General features: G+C 59.6%; 14 protein-coding genes. 8 read left to right on the top strand and 6 right to left on the bottom strand.

All coding sequences use genetic code 11. The features are described from left to right. The first annotated feature begins 51 nt into the window (after window positions 1–51). Window positions 52–1,692, top strand: a complete 1,641-nt coding sequence (locus RBB76_RS09545) for an FAD-dependent oxidoreductase (protein ID WP_429634626.1) — start codon at window positions 52–54, stop codon at window positions 1,690–1,692. Between the two features lie 103 nt (window positions 1,693–1,795). Here RBB76_RS09545 and RBB76_RS09540 read toward each other — a convergent pair whose 3' ends face one another. Then, window positions 1,796–2,911 (bottom strand): ScyD/ScyE family protein, encoded by a 1,116-nt coding sequence (locus RBB76_RS09540; protein ID WP_429634627.1) that lies wholly within the window; start codon window positions 2,909–2,911, stop codon window positions 1,796–1,798. A 66-nt stretch (window positions 2,912–2,977) separates the two neighbouring features. Between RBB76_RS09540 and RBB76_RS09535 the strand changes: the two genes are divergently transcribed. Continuing rightward, window positions 2,978–4,984 (top strand): tetratricopeptide repeat protein, encoded by a 2,007-nt coding sequence (locus tag RBB76_RS09535; RefSeq protein ID WP_429634628.1) that lies wholly within the window; start codon window positions 2,978–2,980, stop codon window positions 4,982–4,984. A gap of 114 nt (window positions 4,985–5,098) precedes the next feature. On the opposite strand, the gene RBB76_RS09530 is transcribed toward RBB76_RS09535, so the two are convergent. Next, window positions 5,099–6,001, bottom strand: a complete 903-nt coding sequence (locus RBB76_RS09530) for an aldo/keto reductase family oxidoreductase (RefSeq protein WP_429634629.1) — start codon at window positions 5,999–6,001, stop codon at window positions 5,099–5,101. 88 nt (window positions 6,002–6,089) lie between these two features. On the opposite strand from RBB76_RS09530, the gene RBB76_RS09525 reads away from it, so the two are divergent. The 3 genes from RBB76_RS09525 (at window position 6,090) to RBB76_RS09515 (ending at window position 8,153) form a co-directional block, all read left to right on the top strand. Continuing rightward, the gene (locus RBB76_RS09525; RefSeq protein ID WP_429634630.1) at window positions 6,090–6,755 is read left to right on the top strand and encodes a TetR/AcrR family transcriptional regulator; all 666 of its coding nucleotides are present in this window, start codon (window positions 6,090–6,092) and stop codon (window positions 6,753–6,755) included. A gap of 106 nt (window positions 6,756–6,861) precedes the next feature. Next, window positions 6,862–7,245, top strand: a complete 384-nt coding sequence (locus RBB76_RS09520; RefSeq protein ID WP_429634631.1) for a VOC family protein — start codon at window positions 6,862–6,864, stop codon at window positions 7,243–7,245. A 164-nt stretch (window positions 7,246–7,409) separates the two neighbouring features. After that, window positions 7,410–8,153, top strand: coding sequence for a helix-turn-helix transcriptional regulator (locus RBB76_RS09515; RefSeq protein WP_429634632.1), 744 nt, complete (start codon window positions 7,410–7,412; stop codon window positions 8,151–8,153). On the opposite strand, the gene RBB76_RS09510 is transcribed toward RBB76_RS09515, so the two are convergent. Further along, window positions 8,141–8,677, bottom strand: coding sequence for a response regulator (locus RBB76_RS09510; protein ID WP_429634633.1), 537 nt, complete (start codon window positions 8,675–8,677; stop codon window positions 8,141–8,143). The two genes, RBB76_RS09515 and RBB76_RS09510, sit on opposite strands and share 13 nt — an antisense overlap. 179 nt (window positions 8,678–8,856) lie before the next feature. Here RBB76_RS09510 and RBB76_RS09505 point away from each other — a divergent pair, with 179 nt between their 5' ends. Next, complete coding sequence (locus tag RBB76_RS09505; RefSeq protein ID WP_429634634.1) at window positions 8,857–9,144, top strand: hypothetical protein; 288 nt, start codon at window positions 8,857–8,859, stop codon at window positions 9,142–9,144. A 130-nt stretch (window positions 9,145–9,274) separates the two neighbouring features. Here RBB76_RS09505 and RBB76_RS09500 read toward each other — a convergent pair whose 3' ends face one another. Then, window positions 9,275–11,218, bottom strand: a complete 1,944-nt coding sequence (locus tag RBB76_RS09500) for a phospholipid carrier-dependent glycosyltransferase (protein ID WP_429634635.1) — start codon at window positions 11,216–11,218, stop codon at window positions 9,275–9,277. Between the two features lie 281 nt (window positions 11,219–11,499). Here RBB76_RS09500 and RBB76_RS09495 point away from each other — a divergent pair, with 281 nt between their 5' ends. Next, window positions 11,500–12,597, top strand: a complete 1,098-nt coding sequence (locus tag RBB76_RS09495; protein ID WP_429634636.1) for a Rieske 2Fe-2S domain-containing protein — start codon at window positions 11,500–11,502, stop codon at window positions 12,595–12,597. A gap of 113 nt (window positions 12,598–12,710) precedes the next feature. Here RBB76_RS09495 and RBB76_RS09490 read toward each other — a convergent pair whose 3' ends face one another. Beyond that, window positions 12,711–13,406, bottom strand: a complete 696-nt coding sequence (locus tag RBB76_RS09490; RefSeq protein ID WP_429634637.1) for an MBL fold metallo-hydrolase — start codon at window positions 13,404–13,406, stop codon at window positions 12,711–12,713. Window positions 13,407–13,610: 204 nt separating this feature from the next. On the opposite strand from RBB76_RS09490, the gene RBB76_RS09485 reads away from it, so the two are divergent. Then, window positions 13,611–14,795, top strand: coding sequence for a M23 family metallopeptidase (locus RBB76_RS09485; protein WP_429634638.1), 1,185 nt, complete (start codon window positions 13,611–13,613; stop codon window positions 14,793–14,795). A 3-nt stretch (window positions 14,796–14,798) separates the two neighbouring features. Here RBB76_RS09485 and RBB76_RS09480 read toward each other — a convergent pair whose 3' ends face one another. Beyond that, window positions 14,799–17,420 (bottom strand): DUF3536 domain-containing protein, encoded by a 2,622-nt coding sequence (locus tag RBB76_RS09480; RefSeq protein WP_429634639.1) that lies wholly within the window; start codon window positions 17,418–17,420, stop codon window positions 14,799–14,801. Window positions 17,421–17,426: the final 6 nt, after the last annotated feature.

The raw sequence follows: 17,426 nt of genomic DNA, 5'->3' as shown, positions 1-17,426 counted from the left end.
CTGACGTAAGCGGCCTCGGCATACAACTCTAAAGGCCATTATCCTGAGAACGTGATTACCTCTAGCGATCTGGAAAAAGTGCCTCTATTTGCCGGTGTGGAAGAACAGGAACGCCGGCGACTCGCCAGACGCGCGGCCGATATACATCTTGAGCCTGGCGAGTGGCTTATCCGCGAAGGGGAGGAACCCCACTTCTTTGTTGTCCTAGAAGGGGAACTTGAAGCGGTGAAAGATATCGTCGGCCAGGGTCGTGTGCTTGGCCGCAATGCCGCTGGTGAGTTCTCGGGCGAGACGCCAATCTTTATGGGCACTGCGAGCATTGTTTCGGTTCGCGCCGCGACACAGTGCCGCGTTGCTCGCTTCGATCGCCAGCAACTGCAGGAGCTTGTCCGCGACAGTCCCTCGGCTGGTGAGATCATCTTCCAGACGATGAGCACTCGCCTGGCCCTGGCGCAGAAGCTTGCTCGCGAAACTCCATCCTCGCGCGCCCAGATCTCTGGATCAAAGTACGACAACAACTGCCGCGACATCCGAGCTTTTCTCTCGGCCAATCGCATCCAGTACGACTGGCGCCCGAGCACGCCTGAGCGTGAGAGCGACATCACCGTTACTATCGAAGGGACAGCGCTCGAAGATCCTACCGTCCGCAGCGTCGCAGAGGCGCTTGGATTTCAGACGGTTCCAAAACTTCAACAATACGACGTCATCATCGTTGGCGCGGGGCCAGCAGGCATGGCAGCCGCCGTCTACGGAGCGTCTGAAGGACTCAAAGTTCTTGTCGTCGAGCGCTTCGCCGCAGGTGGTCAGGCGGGCACATCGACACGCATCGAAAACTATCTGGGTTTTCCGGTCGGCATCTCGGGCGATGAGCTCACGGAACGCGCGCTGAAGCAGGCGAGAAATTTTGGCGTGGAGATATTATTCGAGCGCGAGGTCAAGGAAGTTCAACCATTGGAGGGCATGCACTGCATTACCCTCGACGGAGGCGATCGCATCCGCGCACGTGCCCTGCTGCTGGGCACAGGAGTTAGCTGGCATCGTCTCGAGTTTGACGGTCACGACGAGCTTCTGGGCCGCGGCGTGCTTTATGGCGCCTCTCGTTTTGATGGTGTTGCCGTTACGGGTCGGCCTATTTTCATTGTCGGCGGGGGGAACTCCGCGGGACAGGCCGCTGTGTTCTACTCCGGCTATGCTGCTGAAGTGACCATGCTGGTCCGAGGTTCCGGTCTCACACAAAGCATGTCGCAATACCTGATCCAACAGATCGAGGACAAGGCCAACATACGCGTGGAGCCGTACACCCAAGTGACGGCGGTCCATGGCGAAGACCATCTCGAAAAGATTACGACCATATACCGCCCACCGGACGGCCCGGAATCCACCTGCACTCGCGACGCGAAGGCACTCTTCATCATGATCGGTGCGGTCGCCAAAACCGAGTGGCTGCCCACCGTTCTTGAGCGCGACAACAATGGGTACATCTGCACGGGGCGCGACATGAAAACCTGGTCACTCGAGCGTGAGCCGTTTGCCTTCGAAACGAACGTGCCCGGTATCTTCTGCGTGGGCGATGTGCGCCATGGGTCTGTGAAGCGAGTTGCGAGCGCCGTGGGAGAGGGCAGCGTGTCGATCGCCTTCATCCACGAATACCTGGCAATCGCGGATGCGTCTGCGAAAGACGGCGCAAATTAGGCCTGGATGAGATGGTTTTGAGCCAGCGAAGTACTCTTTCGCTGACTCAAGTCAGAGAGAGCAAGGTCAGGACAACCGAATACCGCAGAAGGTGTTCACGATGCTAGTGGACGGAGATGCGGAGGATCTGGCCGCTCGGGGCTGCACCGAAGTTCGAGACGTAGAGGTAGCCATCCGGACCAAATGTCATACCAGTGGGAACGGAGAGCCCGGTGGCTACATCTTCGATATCGCCGGCACGGTTAAGGCGTACCACCTTGCCATCGCCAGGTGTCGGGAAGCCGGTAGCTGCAGAGAGCTCGAGGGCGTAGAGGAGGCCATCGGGGCCGAAGTCGACGGCAACGACTGTGGTGAAGCCGGCGCGCGATCCGGAGAGGCGAAGCTTCTGGGGCTCGTCGTCGCAGCCGAAGCCGAAGAGGAAGGGCCAGGGGCATGAGCCGATGTTGAAGCTCATGATCTTGCTTGAGTCTGGAGTGATAGGAAAGAGTCCGAGGTTGCCAATGTAGAACTTTCCGTTGCTTACGGCGGCGGAGGTTGGGACGATGTGTCCCTGCTGCAGGGAGATATCGAGGTCTTCGCGGATATCTCCGCTGGCGGAGGTGGAGAAGAGCTGGCCGTGGTTGGGTTCGAGGGTGTAGACGCGGTTGTCGTAGGCGATGAGGCTGTAGAAGACGCCATCGGGTTCGAAGTCGGCCTGGTCGGGGTATGCGGCGGGGTGACTTCGGAGGAATTGGCTGAGGTTGACGATGGGTTTCCAGGTTCCGGATTTGGTGTCGACGCGGGCGATGATGTTCGGGGACGAGGCGTTGCCGTGGGAGCAGCCTCCTCCGCCGGTGACGGCGTAGAGGGTGCCGTTGAGAAAGGCGATGTCAGCTACGCCCTGCAGGTCGCCTTCAGCAGCGAGAGAGGATGGAAAACCGGAGGCGACGGTGGTGCGTTTGCCGGACTTGTCGAGTTTCGAGATGCGTCCGGTGTTGCCGCCAAGGTAGGAGCCGATGGGTGGCGGAACCTGGGCACAGGAACCGACGGTTGAGACCGTTCCGCCGGTGCCTGCTTCGGCGACGTAGAGATCGCCGTCGGGGCCGAATTTGAGGCCTCGGGGGGATTCAAGTCCGGTGGCGTAGACGGTTGCATTGGACGAAGGCTGGGCATAAGCCGGTGTGAAAGCTATACTGGCGGCGGATGCGAGGCATAGAGAAGCAGTTAGTCTGATGTTCACGATTCGGACCTCTTTTCTGGGACGGGCCTTTGGCCATCCAGGGCCAAGATCAAGATTGAAGCGCGATTGGGGAAGTATCTTGCCGTAAGTTACGGGCGTTACGCCAATGGAATGAACGGGATGCCGGGAGCAGTTTTCATGGTGGACAACGAGATTAAACCGACTACGCCTGAGATAGAAGAGGAGCTTGATCGCATCCTGAGTTCGAAGGTGTTTGCGACGGCGCAGCGGAGCCAGGCTTTTTTGCGGTACGTGGTGGAGCGATCTTTGACGGATGCTCCTCCTCCGCTGAAGGAGTTTTCGATCGCGATGGACGTGTTCGCGCGAGGCGATGACTACGATCCGTCGATCGATGCAACGGTGCGGGTGGAGGCGGGGCGGCTTCGCAGCCGGCTACGGGAGTATTACGACCTGGAGGGCAGCGGTGATCCGGTTGCCATCGATGTTCCCAAGGGGGGGTATTGTCCGACTTTTACCTTTCGCAACGGCAAGGTTAGCGCGGCGAAGGAAGTGCAGCCGATGGTGGAGCAGGCCAGGCCGGTTGAGATCATGCCGGAGCGGGCGTCTTTACAGTGGAGTCGCTGGGCGGTTGCTGGTTTGGTGTTGCTCGGGTTGGTTGCAGCGGGCGTGTGGCGATGGCACTCGTCTAGGAAGCTGGTATCGAGTGATTTGGGGGGCGGCCAGCAGATTGCGCTGGCGGTGTTGCCGTTCGCAAATGAGACGGGTGACAAGGCCAATGACTACCTGGCGGATGGGTTGACGGATAATTTGATCCGGCAGCTTTCGGAGATTCCGCCGCTCAAGGTAATGGCTCGCGGCGCGGTGTACCGGTATCGATCGAGCACAGATAAAGCTGTGAGTGTCGGGCATTCGCTGCATGTGAACAGTGTGCTGACGGGCGAGATCCGCCAGGCGAATGGCAAGCTGATTGTGGACACGGAGCTGAGCAATGTATCGGATGGGAGCATTATTGAAAGCCATCGGTATTTGCCGGAGGGTGACGATCTAAGGCCGGTGCAGGCGAGCATCACACAGGATTTGATTCACGGTCTCAAGATCGAGCTCGATGCGAGAGAGTCGGCGCATACTCTGGGGCCCGTTTCGTCCAATATGGAGGCTTACCAGGAGATGCTGCGAGGTCAGGGTGCAGCACGGGGAAACTCTCCAGTTGAGCTTCACAACGCAATTGTGCACTTCCAGCAAGCGGTGAAGCTTGATCCGAAGTTCACTATCGCGTGGTCGGATTTAGCTCAGGCCCATCTGTTGCTCGGGGTCTACTTTGAGGACCCACGGCAGCACATGCCACAGGCGAGCGAGTATGCGAACCGTGCGCTGCAACTTGACCCCGAGTTCGCGGAGGCGCATGGAACGCTTGGGCTGGTTAATCTGCTTTATCACTGGGATTATGCCGCGGCAGCGTCGGAGCTGGCTTCGGCTAAGGAGGAGCAGAGCGCATTGACTGTTCTAAGTTGCACCTCGCACCTGATGGCGCAGACGGGCCGGACCCGCGATGCCGATGAGATGGTGCACCGGATGTTGGGGTACGATCCGCAGTCGGCGCAACTGATCGGCGAGCTGGGCTGTATCGACTACTATCGGGGCGACTACGACAATGCGGTGCAAAACTACCGCGAGGCGATGGCAAAGGATTCGCACTCGCCGGTACCGTATTGGGGATTGGGGAAGACCCTGTCACTGCAGGGTAAGTATGGCGAAGCGGTGAAGATCCTGCGACAGTTCAAGCTTGCGAATGGTTTTGAGCCTCCTCTGCTAACGGCCGAGATCGGCTATGCCCTGGGGCGGGAGGGCAAGACGAGAGAGGCGGAGCGGGTGATCGCGGAGCTGCGCGAAGAATCGAAGTCGGCGTTTGTTGATCCGTACCTGGTGTCACTCATTTATCTGGGGATGGGGGATGAGCAGGCTACGCTTCAGTGGCTCAATCGTGCGTATGTGGTGCGGTCACCGTTCCTGATTTCGATTTCGACGGAGCCTAAATGGAAGGCGATGATTGCGCGGCCTGGGCTGCAGGCGTTTTTGGCGAAGATGACTCCGCAGGAGCACACGCGAAGCTAAACAGATAAATACCTGGCAACCGAGAGACGCGCTTGTCGTTAGGCGGACGATACGTTGGCATTCTGGACAAGCGCGATGTTTCCCGGTTGGCGAGGGTTGGCGTGTTGCTCGTTTTTAGTGGGCGCGCTTGGGCGTGGCTGCGATGGAGTCAAGCTCGGTGATGGTCTCGGGAGTGAGCTGGATGCTTGCGGCCTGAAGGTTCTCGCGGAGATGGGTGAGCGACGAGGTGCCGGGGATGAGAAGGATGTTGGGGGAGCGATGGAGGAGCCAGGCTTGCGCTACCTGCATCGGGCATGAATTGAGGGACTCTGCGACGTCGTTGAGCTTCTCGGATTGCAACGGGGTGAAGCCGCCGAGGGGGAAGAAGGGAACGTAGGCGATGCCTTGTTTGGCGAGGTCGTCGATGAAGGCGTCGTCGTGACGGTGGGCTATGTTGTAGAGGTTCTGGATGCAGACGATCTTTGCGATTTTTTGTGCTTCGGCCAACTGGGTGGGGGAGACGTTGCTGAGGCCGAGGTGCTGGATGAGGCCTTGTTGCTGGAGTTCGGCCAGGACGGCGAGGGGTTCTGCGATGGACTTTTCGGTGGGGTCTTCGAGGCCGCCTACGCGGAGGTTGACGACGTCGAGTTTGTCGAGGCCGAGGTTGCGGAGGTTGTCGTGGACGCCGTCGATGATCTCCTGACGGGAGAGAGCGGGAAGCCAAGAGGCGTCTGCTCCGCGGCGAGCGCCGATTTTGGTGACGATGACGAGGCCGTCGGGGTAGGGATGGAGCGCCTTTTTGATGATCTGGTTGGTGACGTGAGGGCCGTAGAAGTCGCTGGTGTCGATGTGATTGACGCCTGAGGCGATGGCTTCGCGGAGGACGGCGATGGCGGCGTCCGTGTCGCGTGGTGGGCCGAAGACGTGGGGGCCGGCGAGTTGCATTGCGCCGTAGCCGATGCGGTTCACGGTCATGGAGGTGTTGGGGAGGGTGAAGGGGCCGCCGAGTTTGGTGCTAATTTCTGTTTGTTGCGTCATTCTGTTGCTCCTCTTGTTGGTTCGTGAGTTGCGGTTGTCGTGGCTACCTGTGGTTAGATGAAGGAAGCCTCGGGTTAGGAGTTCGCATTTGCCTCAACGTTCCCAAATGCTGTTGGAGCCCCGTAAACAGCCGGTTCAAGCGCGGTCGACGGCGAGCGTGGATGCCATTCTAGAGGCGACCACTCAGGTTTTGCTGAGTGTGGGGAAGGAACGGCTGACCACGACGAAGGTGGCGTTGCGGGCGGGTGTGTCGGTGGGGACGTTGTATCAGTATTTTCCGAATAAAAGTGCGTTGTTGCAGGGGGCTTTGATCCGTCATCTGGATGAGGTGACGGAGGCGATAGAGCGCGTTTGCAGGGAGCAGAGGGGGAAGACGCTGAAGGAGATGGCTGCGGCTCTGATCAACGCGTTTCTTGCAACGAAGATGCGGGATGTGAAGACGAGTGTGGCGCTCTATTCGGTGAGCTCGGATGTGGATGGGGCGAAGATTGCGCAGCAGATGCAGTTGCACACGAATAACTCGGTGGCTGGGATGCTGGCGACGACCTCCGATACCCTGACAAAAGACCCGCAACTGGTGGCTTCGATGGTGCAGAGTGCGATGGCTGGGGTTAGCCGGAGATTGCTGGAGTCGGTGGAACCGGCGAAGCAGGTCGAGGCTTTGCGTCAGGAGCTGATCTTCTTTATTTGTGCGTATTTGGAGGCTTGCTCTGTGCGGCCAGCGGGTTTGGCTACGGTGGTTGAACCAAGCTAGTAAGCTTTGCTGGTCTCTGTTGAGATTGGCGAAGACTCCTGACAACACGGTGTCAGGAGGGTGTCAGTAAGCTGACTCTGTGATCGCTACTCACAGAGGAGGCAGTATGAGGGGACAACCGAAGTCGGGCGCAGTGTGGTTTGAGATTCCATGCGCCGATCTGGATCGGGCGGCGCGGTTTTATGAGACGATTCTCGACCGCAGGATGCATCGGGAAGAGTTTGGTGAGCCGAGGGATTTGATGCGTGTGTTTCCTGCGGCTCCGGGTGGGGTGACTGGGGCGCTGGTGAAGCGGCCGTTTCGGAAGCCCGGTCGTGGCGGGACGATGGTTTATCTGAACTGTGATGGGGAGCTTGATGCTGTGATTGGGCGGGTTCGGGAGGCGGGTGGGTTGATTTTGATGCCGCGCACGGCGATTCCTGGGCATGGGGCGTTTGCTTGCCTGAAGGATTCGGAGGGGAATCATATTGGGTTGCATACTTCGATTTAAGTGATTCCTTAACTGCCCGCTGCGCGCGGGGCGGTCACTTCGTGACGGGTATACCCCTTCGGTTGGCGCTCCCGTTGGTCGCGGTCAGTATCTTGTGCCGACCATCGGGAGGCTTGCGGCGAAGCCGGTATACATGCCACGAAGTGGCTGGGTAGGATGGGTGCATGAGACGGGCCGATAGACTCTTCCGGATCGTACGGATTCTGCGCGGTGGCAGATTGCAGACGGCGCGGATGCTGGCGGAGAAGCTGGAGGTGTCGGAACGCACGATCTATCGGGATGTGCGCGATCTGCAGATGTCGGGGATGCCGATTGAGGGAGAGGCGGGTGTTGGATACACGCTGCGGCGTGACATGGATCTGCCTCCACTGATGTTTACGCGGGATGAGCTGACGGCTCTGGTGCTGGGTGCGCGGATGGTGCAGGCGTGGGGTGGGGCGTCGAGCGTGGCGTCAGCTGATCAGGCGTTGCAGCGGATAGAGGCGGTGCTGCCTGCGGATCTGCGTGAGCGAGTGGATGCGATTCTGATGTATGCGCCGGGGCACAGGATGGTGCAGCCTCTGAAGGAGCGGTTGGATGTGCTGCATGACGCTTGCGTTGGCAGGCGGGTGCTTGGGTTTGGCTATTCGAAGGAGGATGGGCAGAACAGCGAGCGTGAGGTGAGGCCGCTGGCGCTGTACTTCTGGGGCGGGGCGTGGACGCTGGCGGCGTGGTGTGAGCTGCGGAAGGACTTCAGGGTGTTTCGGATTGACCGGATGCAGGAGGTCCAGGTGCTGCGGCGCGAGTTTGTGCAGAAGAAGGGACAGCGGCTGGAAGACTTTGTGCGCCAGACGCTGAAGGAGGCCCAAGTTTATGAGGCGGCGAATTCGAACGGTGCAGGTGGTGCCGGATTGGATCAGTTGACGTAGGTCGCGGCGGGGGAGGGCTCGAGTGCCGGGGTGTGGGTGGAGATCGAGTTGTGTAGCGGAACGGCGAGGCACTCGGAGACGCGCTTGAGCATGTCGGTGGGGTGGACCGGCTTTGTCAGGGTGGTGAAGTTGTGACCTGCGTTGCGGGCTTGTTCAAGGAGGTCGACGGTTGCGGCCTGGCCTGAGAAGAGAAGGACCTTACAGGTAGGAATGGTCTGGGTAACGGTGATGGCGAGTTCTACGCCGGTCATTCCGGGCATGACCACGTCGGAGATGATGAGGTCGGGTGTCGAGTTTCTCGCGATCTCTAAGCCGGCGAGGCCATCGTAGGCAGTCATGGTGGTGTAGCCGCTGCGGGAGAGGATGATGGAAAGGGTGTCGGCGATGATGCGTTCGTCGTCGACGATGAGGACTGCGGGCCTGGTTCTTTCGGGGAGGGCTACCGTGTCGTCGGTGGGGACTTCTGCTAGAGAGACGACTTCGTACTTCAATTTTGGCGTTTTGTTGCTGGACCTGGGGCTCATGGTGATACCTCTGATTTAGACCCTAATCCATGTGCATTTATACGGGTTAACTCTTTTGAATGTGTTGTTTATGACGCAATTTAGGGTGGCTTGGGGAAAGCAACTCGATAGCGTCAGAGAACATCAATTTAAGGTCGGGTTAACGTCAGGTTATATCCAGATCACGATAAGGAGGGATCATGGGTAGCGACGGAGAGTTTGCTTCGAAGGTAATGAAGTTTGAGTCTGTGTTGCAGGTGAATGTTCCCAAGGGGAGAGATGGGAAGCATAAAGAGATTATTACGCAGCTGTTGAGCGATATTGCTCAGCTTGCGGCAGGGAGCGCGCTGAAGATTCCACTGGCGCAGCTGCCGGATACGAAGGAGAATGTTCGGTCGGCTCTGAGCCGTGCGGCGCGGCAGAAGAAGATTAATCTGGCTACTTCGAGTAATGACGAGTTTCTGTTTGTTTGGAAGACGGATAAGTAAGTTCGCCTACCTGCTTGGTCCCCCTTCATTTTGATAGTTTTGTGTCCTGCCGGACGGGCCCACTGCGCGTGGGGCGGGCGTTTCACGCCTTTTTAAGGCTTGCTTGGCGCTCCCGTTGGTCGGGATCTGGTCAGTAGGGGTTGGGTTGGTTGCTCAGGATCTCTTTGCCGCCGCTTTGGGCTATGAAATGGATTTTGCCAGGTAGTGTGGGGACGGGTTGGGAGAGATCCTGCCAGAGGAAGATGCGGCGTGGTTCCAACCACTTGATTTTGAGGGAGAGAGCATCTTCGAAGATGGGTGGGGCGTCGGGGAAGAAGGATCCGTACCAGAGGTTGGAGCTGCGGCCGTCGAGGATGTGGAGGTCGCTGCGGTGGAGATAGAAGCCGAGGGTGCTGGCGGCTTCGTACTCGCCGTGGATGACGATTAGGTCGCTGGGTTTTAATTCTGATTCGATGGCAGTGGCTAGTTGGCGGGAGCTCAGTACGGGCGAGAAGATCTGCAGGCCGAGGTGGGCGGCGAGCAGGAAGGCGAAGGTTGAGGCAGCGAGGCAGAGGTTTGCGGCGTGGGGTTGGTAGTTGCGGCGGAGGAGCCAGTTGGCGAGGGGGCCGGTGAAGAGCGCGATGGCGGTGAGGAGGAGCGGATTGCGAAAGGCTCCCATGGCCTGTGCGTTGAGGTCGAGGAAGTGACCGAAGGATAGGGCGTAGTCGCCGGGGTTTTGTTTGAGGAGAGAGGCGAGGTCGGTGCCGGGGGTGGGGGCGTGGGAGTGGAGGAGAAAGAATCCTGCGGTGAGGGCGGCGAGGGAGCCGAGGACTAGCAGGACGGTTGAGATGCGCTGGCCGGAGCGGACCAGGGGTGCGGGTACTGTGAAGGATTCGGCTTCTGTGGCTTCGTCGTTGAGCCATGCGGCGATGAGGAGGATCATGCCAGGGAGCGCGGGGAGGACGTAGTACTCCTGGCGGGTGGAGAGGGAGAAGAAGAGGACTGGGATGACGGCCCAGAGGGCGAGGAGGAGGCGGGTGCTTTCGGCTGGGGTGAGGGTGCGGATGGAGACGAGGGGGCGGAGGGCTTTGCGCCAGGGGACACTGGCTAGGGCGCGGTAGAGGAATGCGCTCCAGGGCATGAGCCAGACGAGGATGAGTCCCCAGAAGAGGAGGAGGGGGACGGTGTCGTAGTCGCGTGGGACGCGGAGGTTGAGGTAGCGGAGGAGCTGCTCGTTGACGAAGTAGAACCAGAGCCAACCGTGGACGTTGCCGTCGGTTGGGAGGGGGACGGACCAGTGGCGGTGCGAGAAGGTGAGAGCACCGGGATGGCCCTGGGTGGGGTTGGCTTGGGCGATGAGGACGTGCCAAGGGGCGGCGATGAGGAGGAAGACGATGATGCTGGATATGGGGTGGAGTTGGCGGATGCGTTTTATGACGGCGGGGAGGCTGCGGCGGGTGAGGATGAGGTGAGCGAGGACAATGAGGATGGGGAAGACGATGCCGATGAGGCCCTTGGTGAGAACGTTGAGGGCGCAGCAAGTGGCGAAGAGCCAGCAGAGAGTTGGGCTTGCGTCGGCTTGTCGGTGGGCTTGTTGGGTGGGGCCGGATTCGGTGAGCCAGTAGAAGTAGAGGGCGAGGGTGAGCCAGAGGCAGACGTCGGCGTCGGGGAGGAGGATGCGGGTGAAGATGAAGATGCCGAAGCTGGAGAGAAGCATGAGTCCGGCGTAGAGGCCGGCTCGGGCGGAGAATGCGCGGCGGGCGAAGCCTTCCAGGATGAGGGCGAGCGCGAGGACGGTGAGTGCGATGGGAAGGCGCGCGGCGGCGGTGTTGACGCCGAAGAGTTTGAAGCTGAGCGCCATGCTCCAGTAGAGGATGGGGGCCTTTTCGAGGTAGCGGATGCCGTTGGCGTAGAGGGTGACCCAATCGTTGCGTTGGAGCATCTCGCGGGCGACTTCGGCGTGGACGGAGTCGGCGTCGTCGAGGAGCGGGGGGACGAAGAGGGTGAGGCTGGCGTAGAAGAGGAGCCAGAGGATGAAGAGGATGAGGCGGTTTTTTGTTGCGGGTGACGTGGAGGATGTGGGTGTCGTCTGCATGGAAGTGGGGTGCGGTGTTAGGTGAGTTTATCAACTGCCGTGAAGGCGCCCTACGCGGGCGGCGGTCACTTCGTGACTTATATACCGGCTTCGCCTGGAGCCTCCCGATGGTCGGCATGAAAATATTTCATCGCGACCAGCGGGAGCGCTAACCGAAGGGATATAGCTGTCACGAAGTGACCGCACCACGCGCAGTGGGCCCGGCCGGCAGGCCTCGAACGAAGACGAGTGAATCGCAAGGCTATGATGAGAAGCGTGTTGTTTAGGCGAGGGCGTTTGGGTTGAGTGAGCTGGTACAGGTTGTGGGGCCGCCGACGGAGCTGATCTTTGGGGATTGGTATCCGGCGCTGCGTGCCGGTGAGCTGCGGGAAGGCAAGACGGCGAAGACTCTGCTGCTGGGGGTTCCGCTGTTGTTGGGGAGGAAGACGGGTGGGAAGCTGTTTGCGATGCGAGATCTTTGTCCGCATCGAGGGATCCCGCTTTCGGCTGGGTGGTTCGATGGGGAGACGGTGACATGCAAGTATCACGGGTGGAGGTTTGAGCCTTGCAGTGGGCAGTGCAGGGAGATTCCTTCGCTGACGAGTCATGAGACGCTGGACCCGACGAAGATTTACGCGAGTGCTTTTCCTTGCGAGGAGCGGGATGGGTTTGCGTGGGTTTATCTGCCCGCTGCGGGAACGGGACGAGTGGGTGAGGCGCTACCCGCGGTGCCGGAGGTGCCAAAGTTTTCGGCGAGGTTTCGCAGTGCGCACCTGGTGGCGGAGCTGCCATGCAATGTCGATCATGGGATTATCGGGTTGATGGATCCGGCGCATGGGCCGTTTGTGCACCAGGCCTGGTGGTGGCGGAGTAGGGCTAGCATTCATGAGAAGACGAAGCACTTTGAGCCGTTGAACGATGACAAAAATGGCGGGAGAAATGCGGGGTTTCGGATGTCGTCGCATGCTCCGAGTGCGAACTCGGCGCCTTATAAGTTGCTGGGAGTTTATGGCGAGCCGATTACGACGACGATTGATTTTGTGTTGCCGAATCGAAGGTACGAGACGATACGCGCCGGGGAGAAGTGGTTTTCAAGTTTGACGACGGTGACGCCGATTACACCTTCGACGTGCAGGATTGATGTGATGGCGGCGTGGAATGTTTTTTATCATGTGCCATTTGTAACTTCAATTGCTACGTTTTTTGGGGCGCGGTTTGTAAAGCAGGATCAGCAGACGATGGTGGAGCAGGCGGAGGGGTTGCGGTTTCATCCAGGTCTGATGCTGATTGATGATGCGGATAAGCCGGCGAAGTGGTACTTCGCTTTGAAGCAGGCGCGGTTGAAGGGGACGGGCGGCCATCCGCTGAGTGGACCGGTTACGCTGCACTGGCGAAGTTAATTAGTTGCTAGTGTCCTGCCGGACGGGCCCACTACGCGTGGAGCGGTCACTTCGTGACGTGTGTACCTTTTCTGGGTTGGTGATCGGCTTTGGGCCTCCCGTTGGTCGGCTGTTTAGCCAGTGGTTCGGGCTATGGCTGCTCGCAGGGCTGGGATGCCGCCGGTGTTGACGGCGCCGTGACCGCAGGCGAAGCGCTCGATGGGGAACGTTAACAACTTATTTGCGGTGTCTACTGCGGTGGATTTGCTCCAGGTGCCCACGTTGGGGAAGAACCACGGGGGATAACCGCTGACGGTGACGCGGCCGAGGCTTGCGAGGGCGTCTCCGGCGTAGAGAGTGCCATCGCGCTGGTCGAGGAAGGACAGATGGCCGGGGATGTGGCCGGGAGTTTCGATGACGAGCAGTGAGCCGTAGAGTTCGCCCTCGGTGAGGAGGCGTGTCGGGCGCGCGTCGATGCCGGGGAGGCCGCCTCTTATCTCTTCATTGGACTCGCCGGGTTGGAGAGATTTGTCTGGTGGTTTTTGCAGCAGAGGGAGGGAGCGGGCGTTGGAGGTGAACTCGACCTGCGTGGGGCCAAGTTTCGCGAGGAGGGCGTCGACGGAGCCGACGTGGTCGACGTGGGCGTGGGTGAGGAGGATGCGGCGGATGGGAGAGCCGAGGGTTTTGGCGACGGCGAGGATGTCGTCGTGGGAGTTGGCGAGGTTGGCGTCGATGAGGGTGAAGCCGTCGGTCTCCCGTACAAGATAACAGTTGACGAGGCCGAAGCGGGTGAGTTGGTGGGCGTTGGCGGTGACCGGGGTGGTCTTCATCTGAGACTTTGATGCTTACATAAAGAGCAGAGTCGCGTTATTGCTGTTTGATAGATCGGTTGTGCTGACATAGTATTTGCCAACACCTTCTTACGGCGCGTCGGATTCCAATATGTCTTTTTTGGTTGGTGGAGCACTTGGGTAAAGATATTTGAGTTATGTGGGCTAACCACTAAGGCCTAGTCTTCGAATCAAGGAGAACTGATGCGGTGTCTTTATAGAATCTGCTTCGCGTATCTTTTGCTTCCGTTCATGATGTTTTGCGGCTGCGGCGCGTTTGGACGCTGTGAGGCGACCCAACAGATGACTCCGCTGCTGATTGCCGTCAATGATGCGCCAGTGCCCTTTAGAGGTTCGGACGGGCTTGTGCATTTGGTTTATGAGCTGTGGCTGACGAATATGTCGAGCGGTGAGGCCGATGTAGAAGAGGTCGAAGTCATCGGTGACGGCGCGGTTCTCGAGAAGCTTGATACAACTGGTGTTTCTCATCATCTTCAGCCTGCGGGTTTGCGCGAATCTTCCGAGGTGCTTGCCCGGGGCACCCAGTCGATACTTTTTCTGAATGTCGTTCTTCCGAACGGTACGCAGATTCCGAAGCAGCTTTTGCACCGGATCAAGGCGCACTACAGCGCTGCGCCTCCGGGACAACAGGAGTTCGTCGAGAGCGGAGGGGCAACGACACCGGATCTTCAGCCGGTTATGGAGATCAGTGCGCCTCTGCGTGGGGACGGGTATATCTCAGCCGATTCGTGTTGCGAATCGACGCGACACATGCGGGCTGCGATGCCGATCAACGGACGCGTTTATGTGGCGCAACGTTACGCGGTCGATTGGGAGCAGCTGGATGCTAGCAATCGGATTTATTCAGGCCCACGGGAAAAACTTGAGAGCTATACGATCTTCGGAAAGCCTGTCTATGCGGTTGCGGATGGAGTTGTCGCAGTTGTTGTCACTGGTCTTCCCGAACAGACGCCGGGAAAGTATCCTGCGAATATTTCGATTGAAGAGGCCGATGGGAACTCGATCATTGAGGATCTTGGGGGACATCACTTTGCCTGTTACGCGCATATGCAGTCGGCGAGTATTCGTTTTCATCGCGGGGATAGAGTGAAGCGCGGGCAGATCATTGGGCTGGTAGGGAACTCGGGTAATTCTGTGGCTCCGCATCTACACTTTCATGTGATGAGTTCGGAGTTGTCGCTTGCCTCGAACGGGCTGCCGTATCAGATCGATGAGTTTAAAATCACAGGCGCGACGCCAGGTACGAAGGCCTTCGATGAAGCGGAGGAAAAAGGAGAGCCGATTACGGTCACTCCTGTTTCGCCTCCGCGCGTGGTGAGGGATTCGCTGCCGCTCGATCAGCTGATCGTTTCGTGGACGCCTCGGTAGAAGTTAGAAGATGCTGACGCCTTCTTCGATGACCAGCTGATCGACTTTGATGTTCATGATCTCGCCTAGTTTTTTGAAGCCCTCTTTCCACTCGTCGGTCCAGTAGTTGCTGTCGCTGCGGCGGAGGAGATCGTTCCAGATGTTCTGGGCCTGCCAGATGTTTACCTCGAAGGGCATCTTGTGGATGGTCTCGGCGATTTGAAGGGCGGTTGGGAGAGCGTCGACGGCAGATGGATCGCCTTCGGCTGCGGCTTCGAGGCGAATCATGGCGCGCTTCATGCGTTGGCCGGTGGTGTAGCCGAGGAGTGTTGTATTGAGCTCGATCTGGTCAGCTGTGGCGCGAGTCAGGAGGGTTTCGATCACTGCGGCGTCGAAGGTGTCGGATTCGATGGCGTGGCGCAGGCTGGCGTTGATGGCGAAGCGGGCGGCGGTGGCGAGTGCGGGCGGGGCGGTCATGCCGGATTCGGTGAGGAAGTGGAGGAGCGAGGCGTGGTCTTCGTAGATCTTGCGGAGAGAGTCCTCCATCTCGGAGAGGGTCTGGTTAAGGATGCTATTGAGGATGCGGTGCTGCTCGTCGGCGAAGAGCGAGGTGAGGGAGTAGGCGGTCTCGCCGAAGAATCGATCGATGAGGCGGATGACTTCGGGGAGGTTGGCGCGGCGGATGGCGGTGCTGATGTCAGCGGAGAAGGTGGCGAAGGCTTCGACTTCGACGGGGTCGGCGGAGTTGTAGGCTTTGACCGCGGCGGATAGGTTCTGGTCGCCGAGATGGAGGACTGCGAAGCAGAGCTCTTCGCTCTCCTCGGTGATGCGGGAGTAGAGGAGGGCGCGGCCAAGGGCGACGCGGCCTCGGCCGGAGTTGAAGACCTCCTGGCCTTCGCGGTGGACGTCGAAGCAGAAGAGCTCGCCGTGTTCGGGATAGGCGCGGAAGATGGAGCTGATGGCGTAGTGGGCACCGACCTGTTCGAGGCCGATCTTCATGTTGGTGACGTAGCGGCGATAGACTTCGGCGCCGTCGCCCATCTCGGGGACATTGCTTTTGGCTCGCGCGAGGCGGGTGAGGAACTCGGCTTCGAGAGCTGCGCCGGCGGGGCCGAAGATTTTGGCGGCGAGTTGGAGGACGCGGCCTGCGTAGGCGATGATCTGGATGGTTTCGATGCCAGAGATCTCATCGAAGAACCAGCCGCAGCTGGTGTACATGAGCTGGGTATGGCGTTCGAGCTCGAGGAGTTCGAGGGCAGCGACGCGTTCGTTTTCGCTGAGGGGTCGAATCGCGTGCTCGGCGAAGAACTTGATGATGGCTGCCGGGGAGCGGTCGAGGACGACCTGGATGTAAGCGTCGCGGGTGGCCCAGAGATCGTTGAAGAAGGACTTGGAGATTTCCTCGGCTAGAGGTGCGGTGGCGTCGCGGAGGTAGTCCAGTGCTTCGCGAAGGGGGGCGCGCCACTCCTGATTCCATCCGGGCTTGCCGCCGTTGCAGCCGCAGTTGGAGCGCCAGCGTTCGATGCCGTGGGCGCAGGACCAGGAGGTGTCTTCGGCTACTTCGGCCTCCCATTTGGGCGGGAATTTTTCGAGGAACTCGCCGTAGTTGGTGAGCTTGGCTTTGCCGCCTTCTTCAATCCAGTGCATGGCGTAGGAGAGGGCCATCTCGCCGTGTTTGTGATGGTGGCCATAGCTTTCGCCGTCGGTGGCTACGTGTGAGAGCTGGGCGACTTCGGGGTCGCCGGGAGAGGCGGGGTGAAAGCCTGCGAGGAGGCGGCTGCCAAAGTTTTCGCCGCTGTTGAGGAGGCCCTCGAAGGCGATGGCGCGGGAGCTGGGGCCGTCGTAGAAGAAGACGGCGATGGTGCGGCCTTCGTCGAGTTTGACGAGGTAGGGATGTGTGGGGTCCACGTTGGCGTTGGGGGTCTGGATCCAGGTGTCTTCGAGGGGCGCGGATTTGGCTGCTGCGACGGGGTCGAGGTCGGGCTTGGAGGTGGTGGTTACGGGGGGCTCGAGGCGGCGAATGCGGGCGCACTGCAGGGGCGCGAGGATGGTGAATTTGATTCCCTCTTGTGCCATGAGATCGAGGACGCTGCGGTTGACGGCGGTCTCGGCGAGCCACATGCCTTCGGGTTTGCGGCCAAAGCGGAACTCGAAGTCGGCGATGCCCCAGCGAATCTGGGTAAGGGCGTCGCGGCGGCTGGCGAGGGGCATGATGATGTGGTTGTAGACCTGCGCGACTGCCGATCCGTGGCCGCTGTAGTGCTGGGCGCTGACTTTGTCGGCATCGACGATCATGCGGTAGGTGCGGGGTGCTTTGTCTGAGAGCCAGCTAAGGAGGGTGGGGCCGAAGTTGAAGCTCATCCGCGCGTAGTTGTTCATGATGCGGATGATTTCGTTTTGCTTATTGGTGATGCGGGAGGCGCCGTTGGGGGCGTAGCACTCGGCGGTGATGCGGTCGTTCCAGTCGTGGTAGGGGGCGGCGGAGTCCTGAATCTCTACGGTCTCGAGCCAGGGGTTCTCGCGGGGCGGCTGGTAGAAGTGGCCGTGCACACAGACGAAACGTGGCGCTTCGACGGCGGAGGCAGAGATGTCGGTCGTAGATTTTTTTCTGGGCGCCGGTTTGTTCTGGATCTTTTGTTTGGTCATGTGTGG

It is taken from the genome of Tunturiibacter psychrotolerans, assembly GCF_051013365.1.
GTDB classification, from domain to species: Bacteria; Acidobacteriota; Terriglobia; order Terriglobales; family Acidobacteriaceae; genus Edaphobacter; species Edaphobacter psychrotolerans_A.
This window is presented reverse-complemented; position numbering and strand designations above follow the sequence as displayed.

Coding starts and splice junctions, on each gene's coding strand:
- RBB76_RS09500 (WP_429634635.1), bottom strand. CDS start 11,218: ATGCAGACGACACCCACATCCTCCACGTCACCCGCAACAAAAAACCGC.
- RBB76_RS09530 (WP_429634629.1), bottom strand. CDS start 6,001: ATGACGCAACAAACAGAAATTAGCACCAAACTCGGCGGCCCCTTCACC.
- RBB76_RS09505 (WP_429634634.1), top strand. CDS start 8,857: ATGGGTAGCGACGGAGAGTTTGCTTCGAAGGTAATGAAGTTTGAGTCT.
- RBB76_RS09485 (WP_429634638.1), top strand. CDS start 13,611: ATGCGGTGTCTTTATAGAATCTGCTTCGCGTATCTTTTGCTTCCGTTC.
- RBB76_RS09480 (WP_429634639.1), bottom strand. CDS start 17,420: ATGACCAAACAAAAGATCCAGAACAAACCGGCGCCCAGAAAAAAATCT.
- RBB76_RS09520 (WP_429634631.1), top strand. CDS start 6,862: ATGAGGGGACAACCGAAGTCGGGCGCAGTGTGGTTTGAGATTCCATGC.
- RBB76_RS09515 (WP_429634632.1), top strand. CDS start 7,410: ATGAGACGGGCCGATAGACTCTTCCGGATCGTACGGATTCTGCGCGGT.
- RBB76_RS09490 (WP_429634637.1), bottom strand. CDS start 13,406: ATGAAGACCACCCCGGTCACCGCCAACGCCCACCAACTCACCCGCTTC.
- RBB76_RS09510 (WP_429634633.1), bottom strand. CDS start 8,677: ATGAGCCCCAGGTCCAGCAACAAAACGCCAAAATTGAAGTACGAAGTC.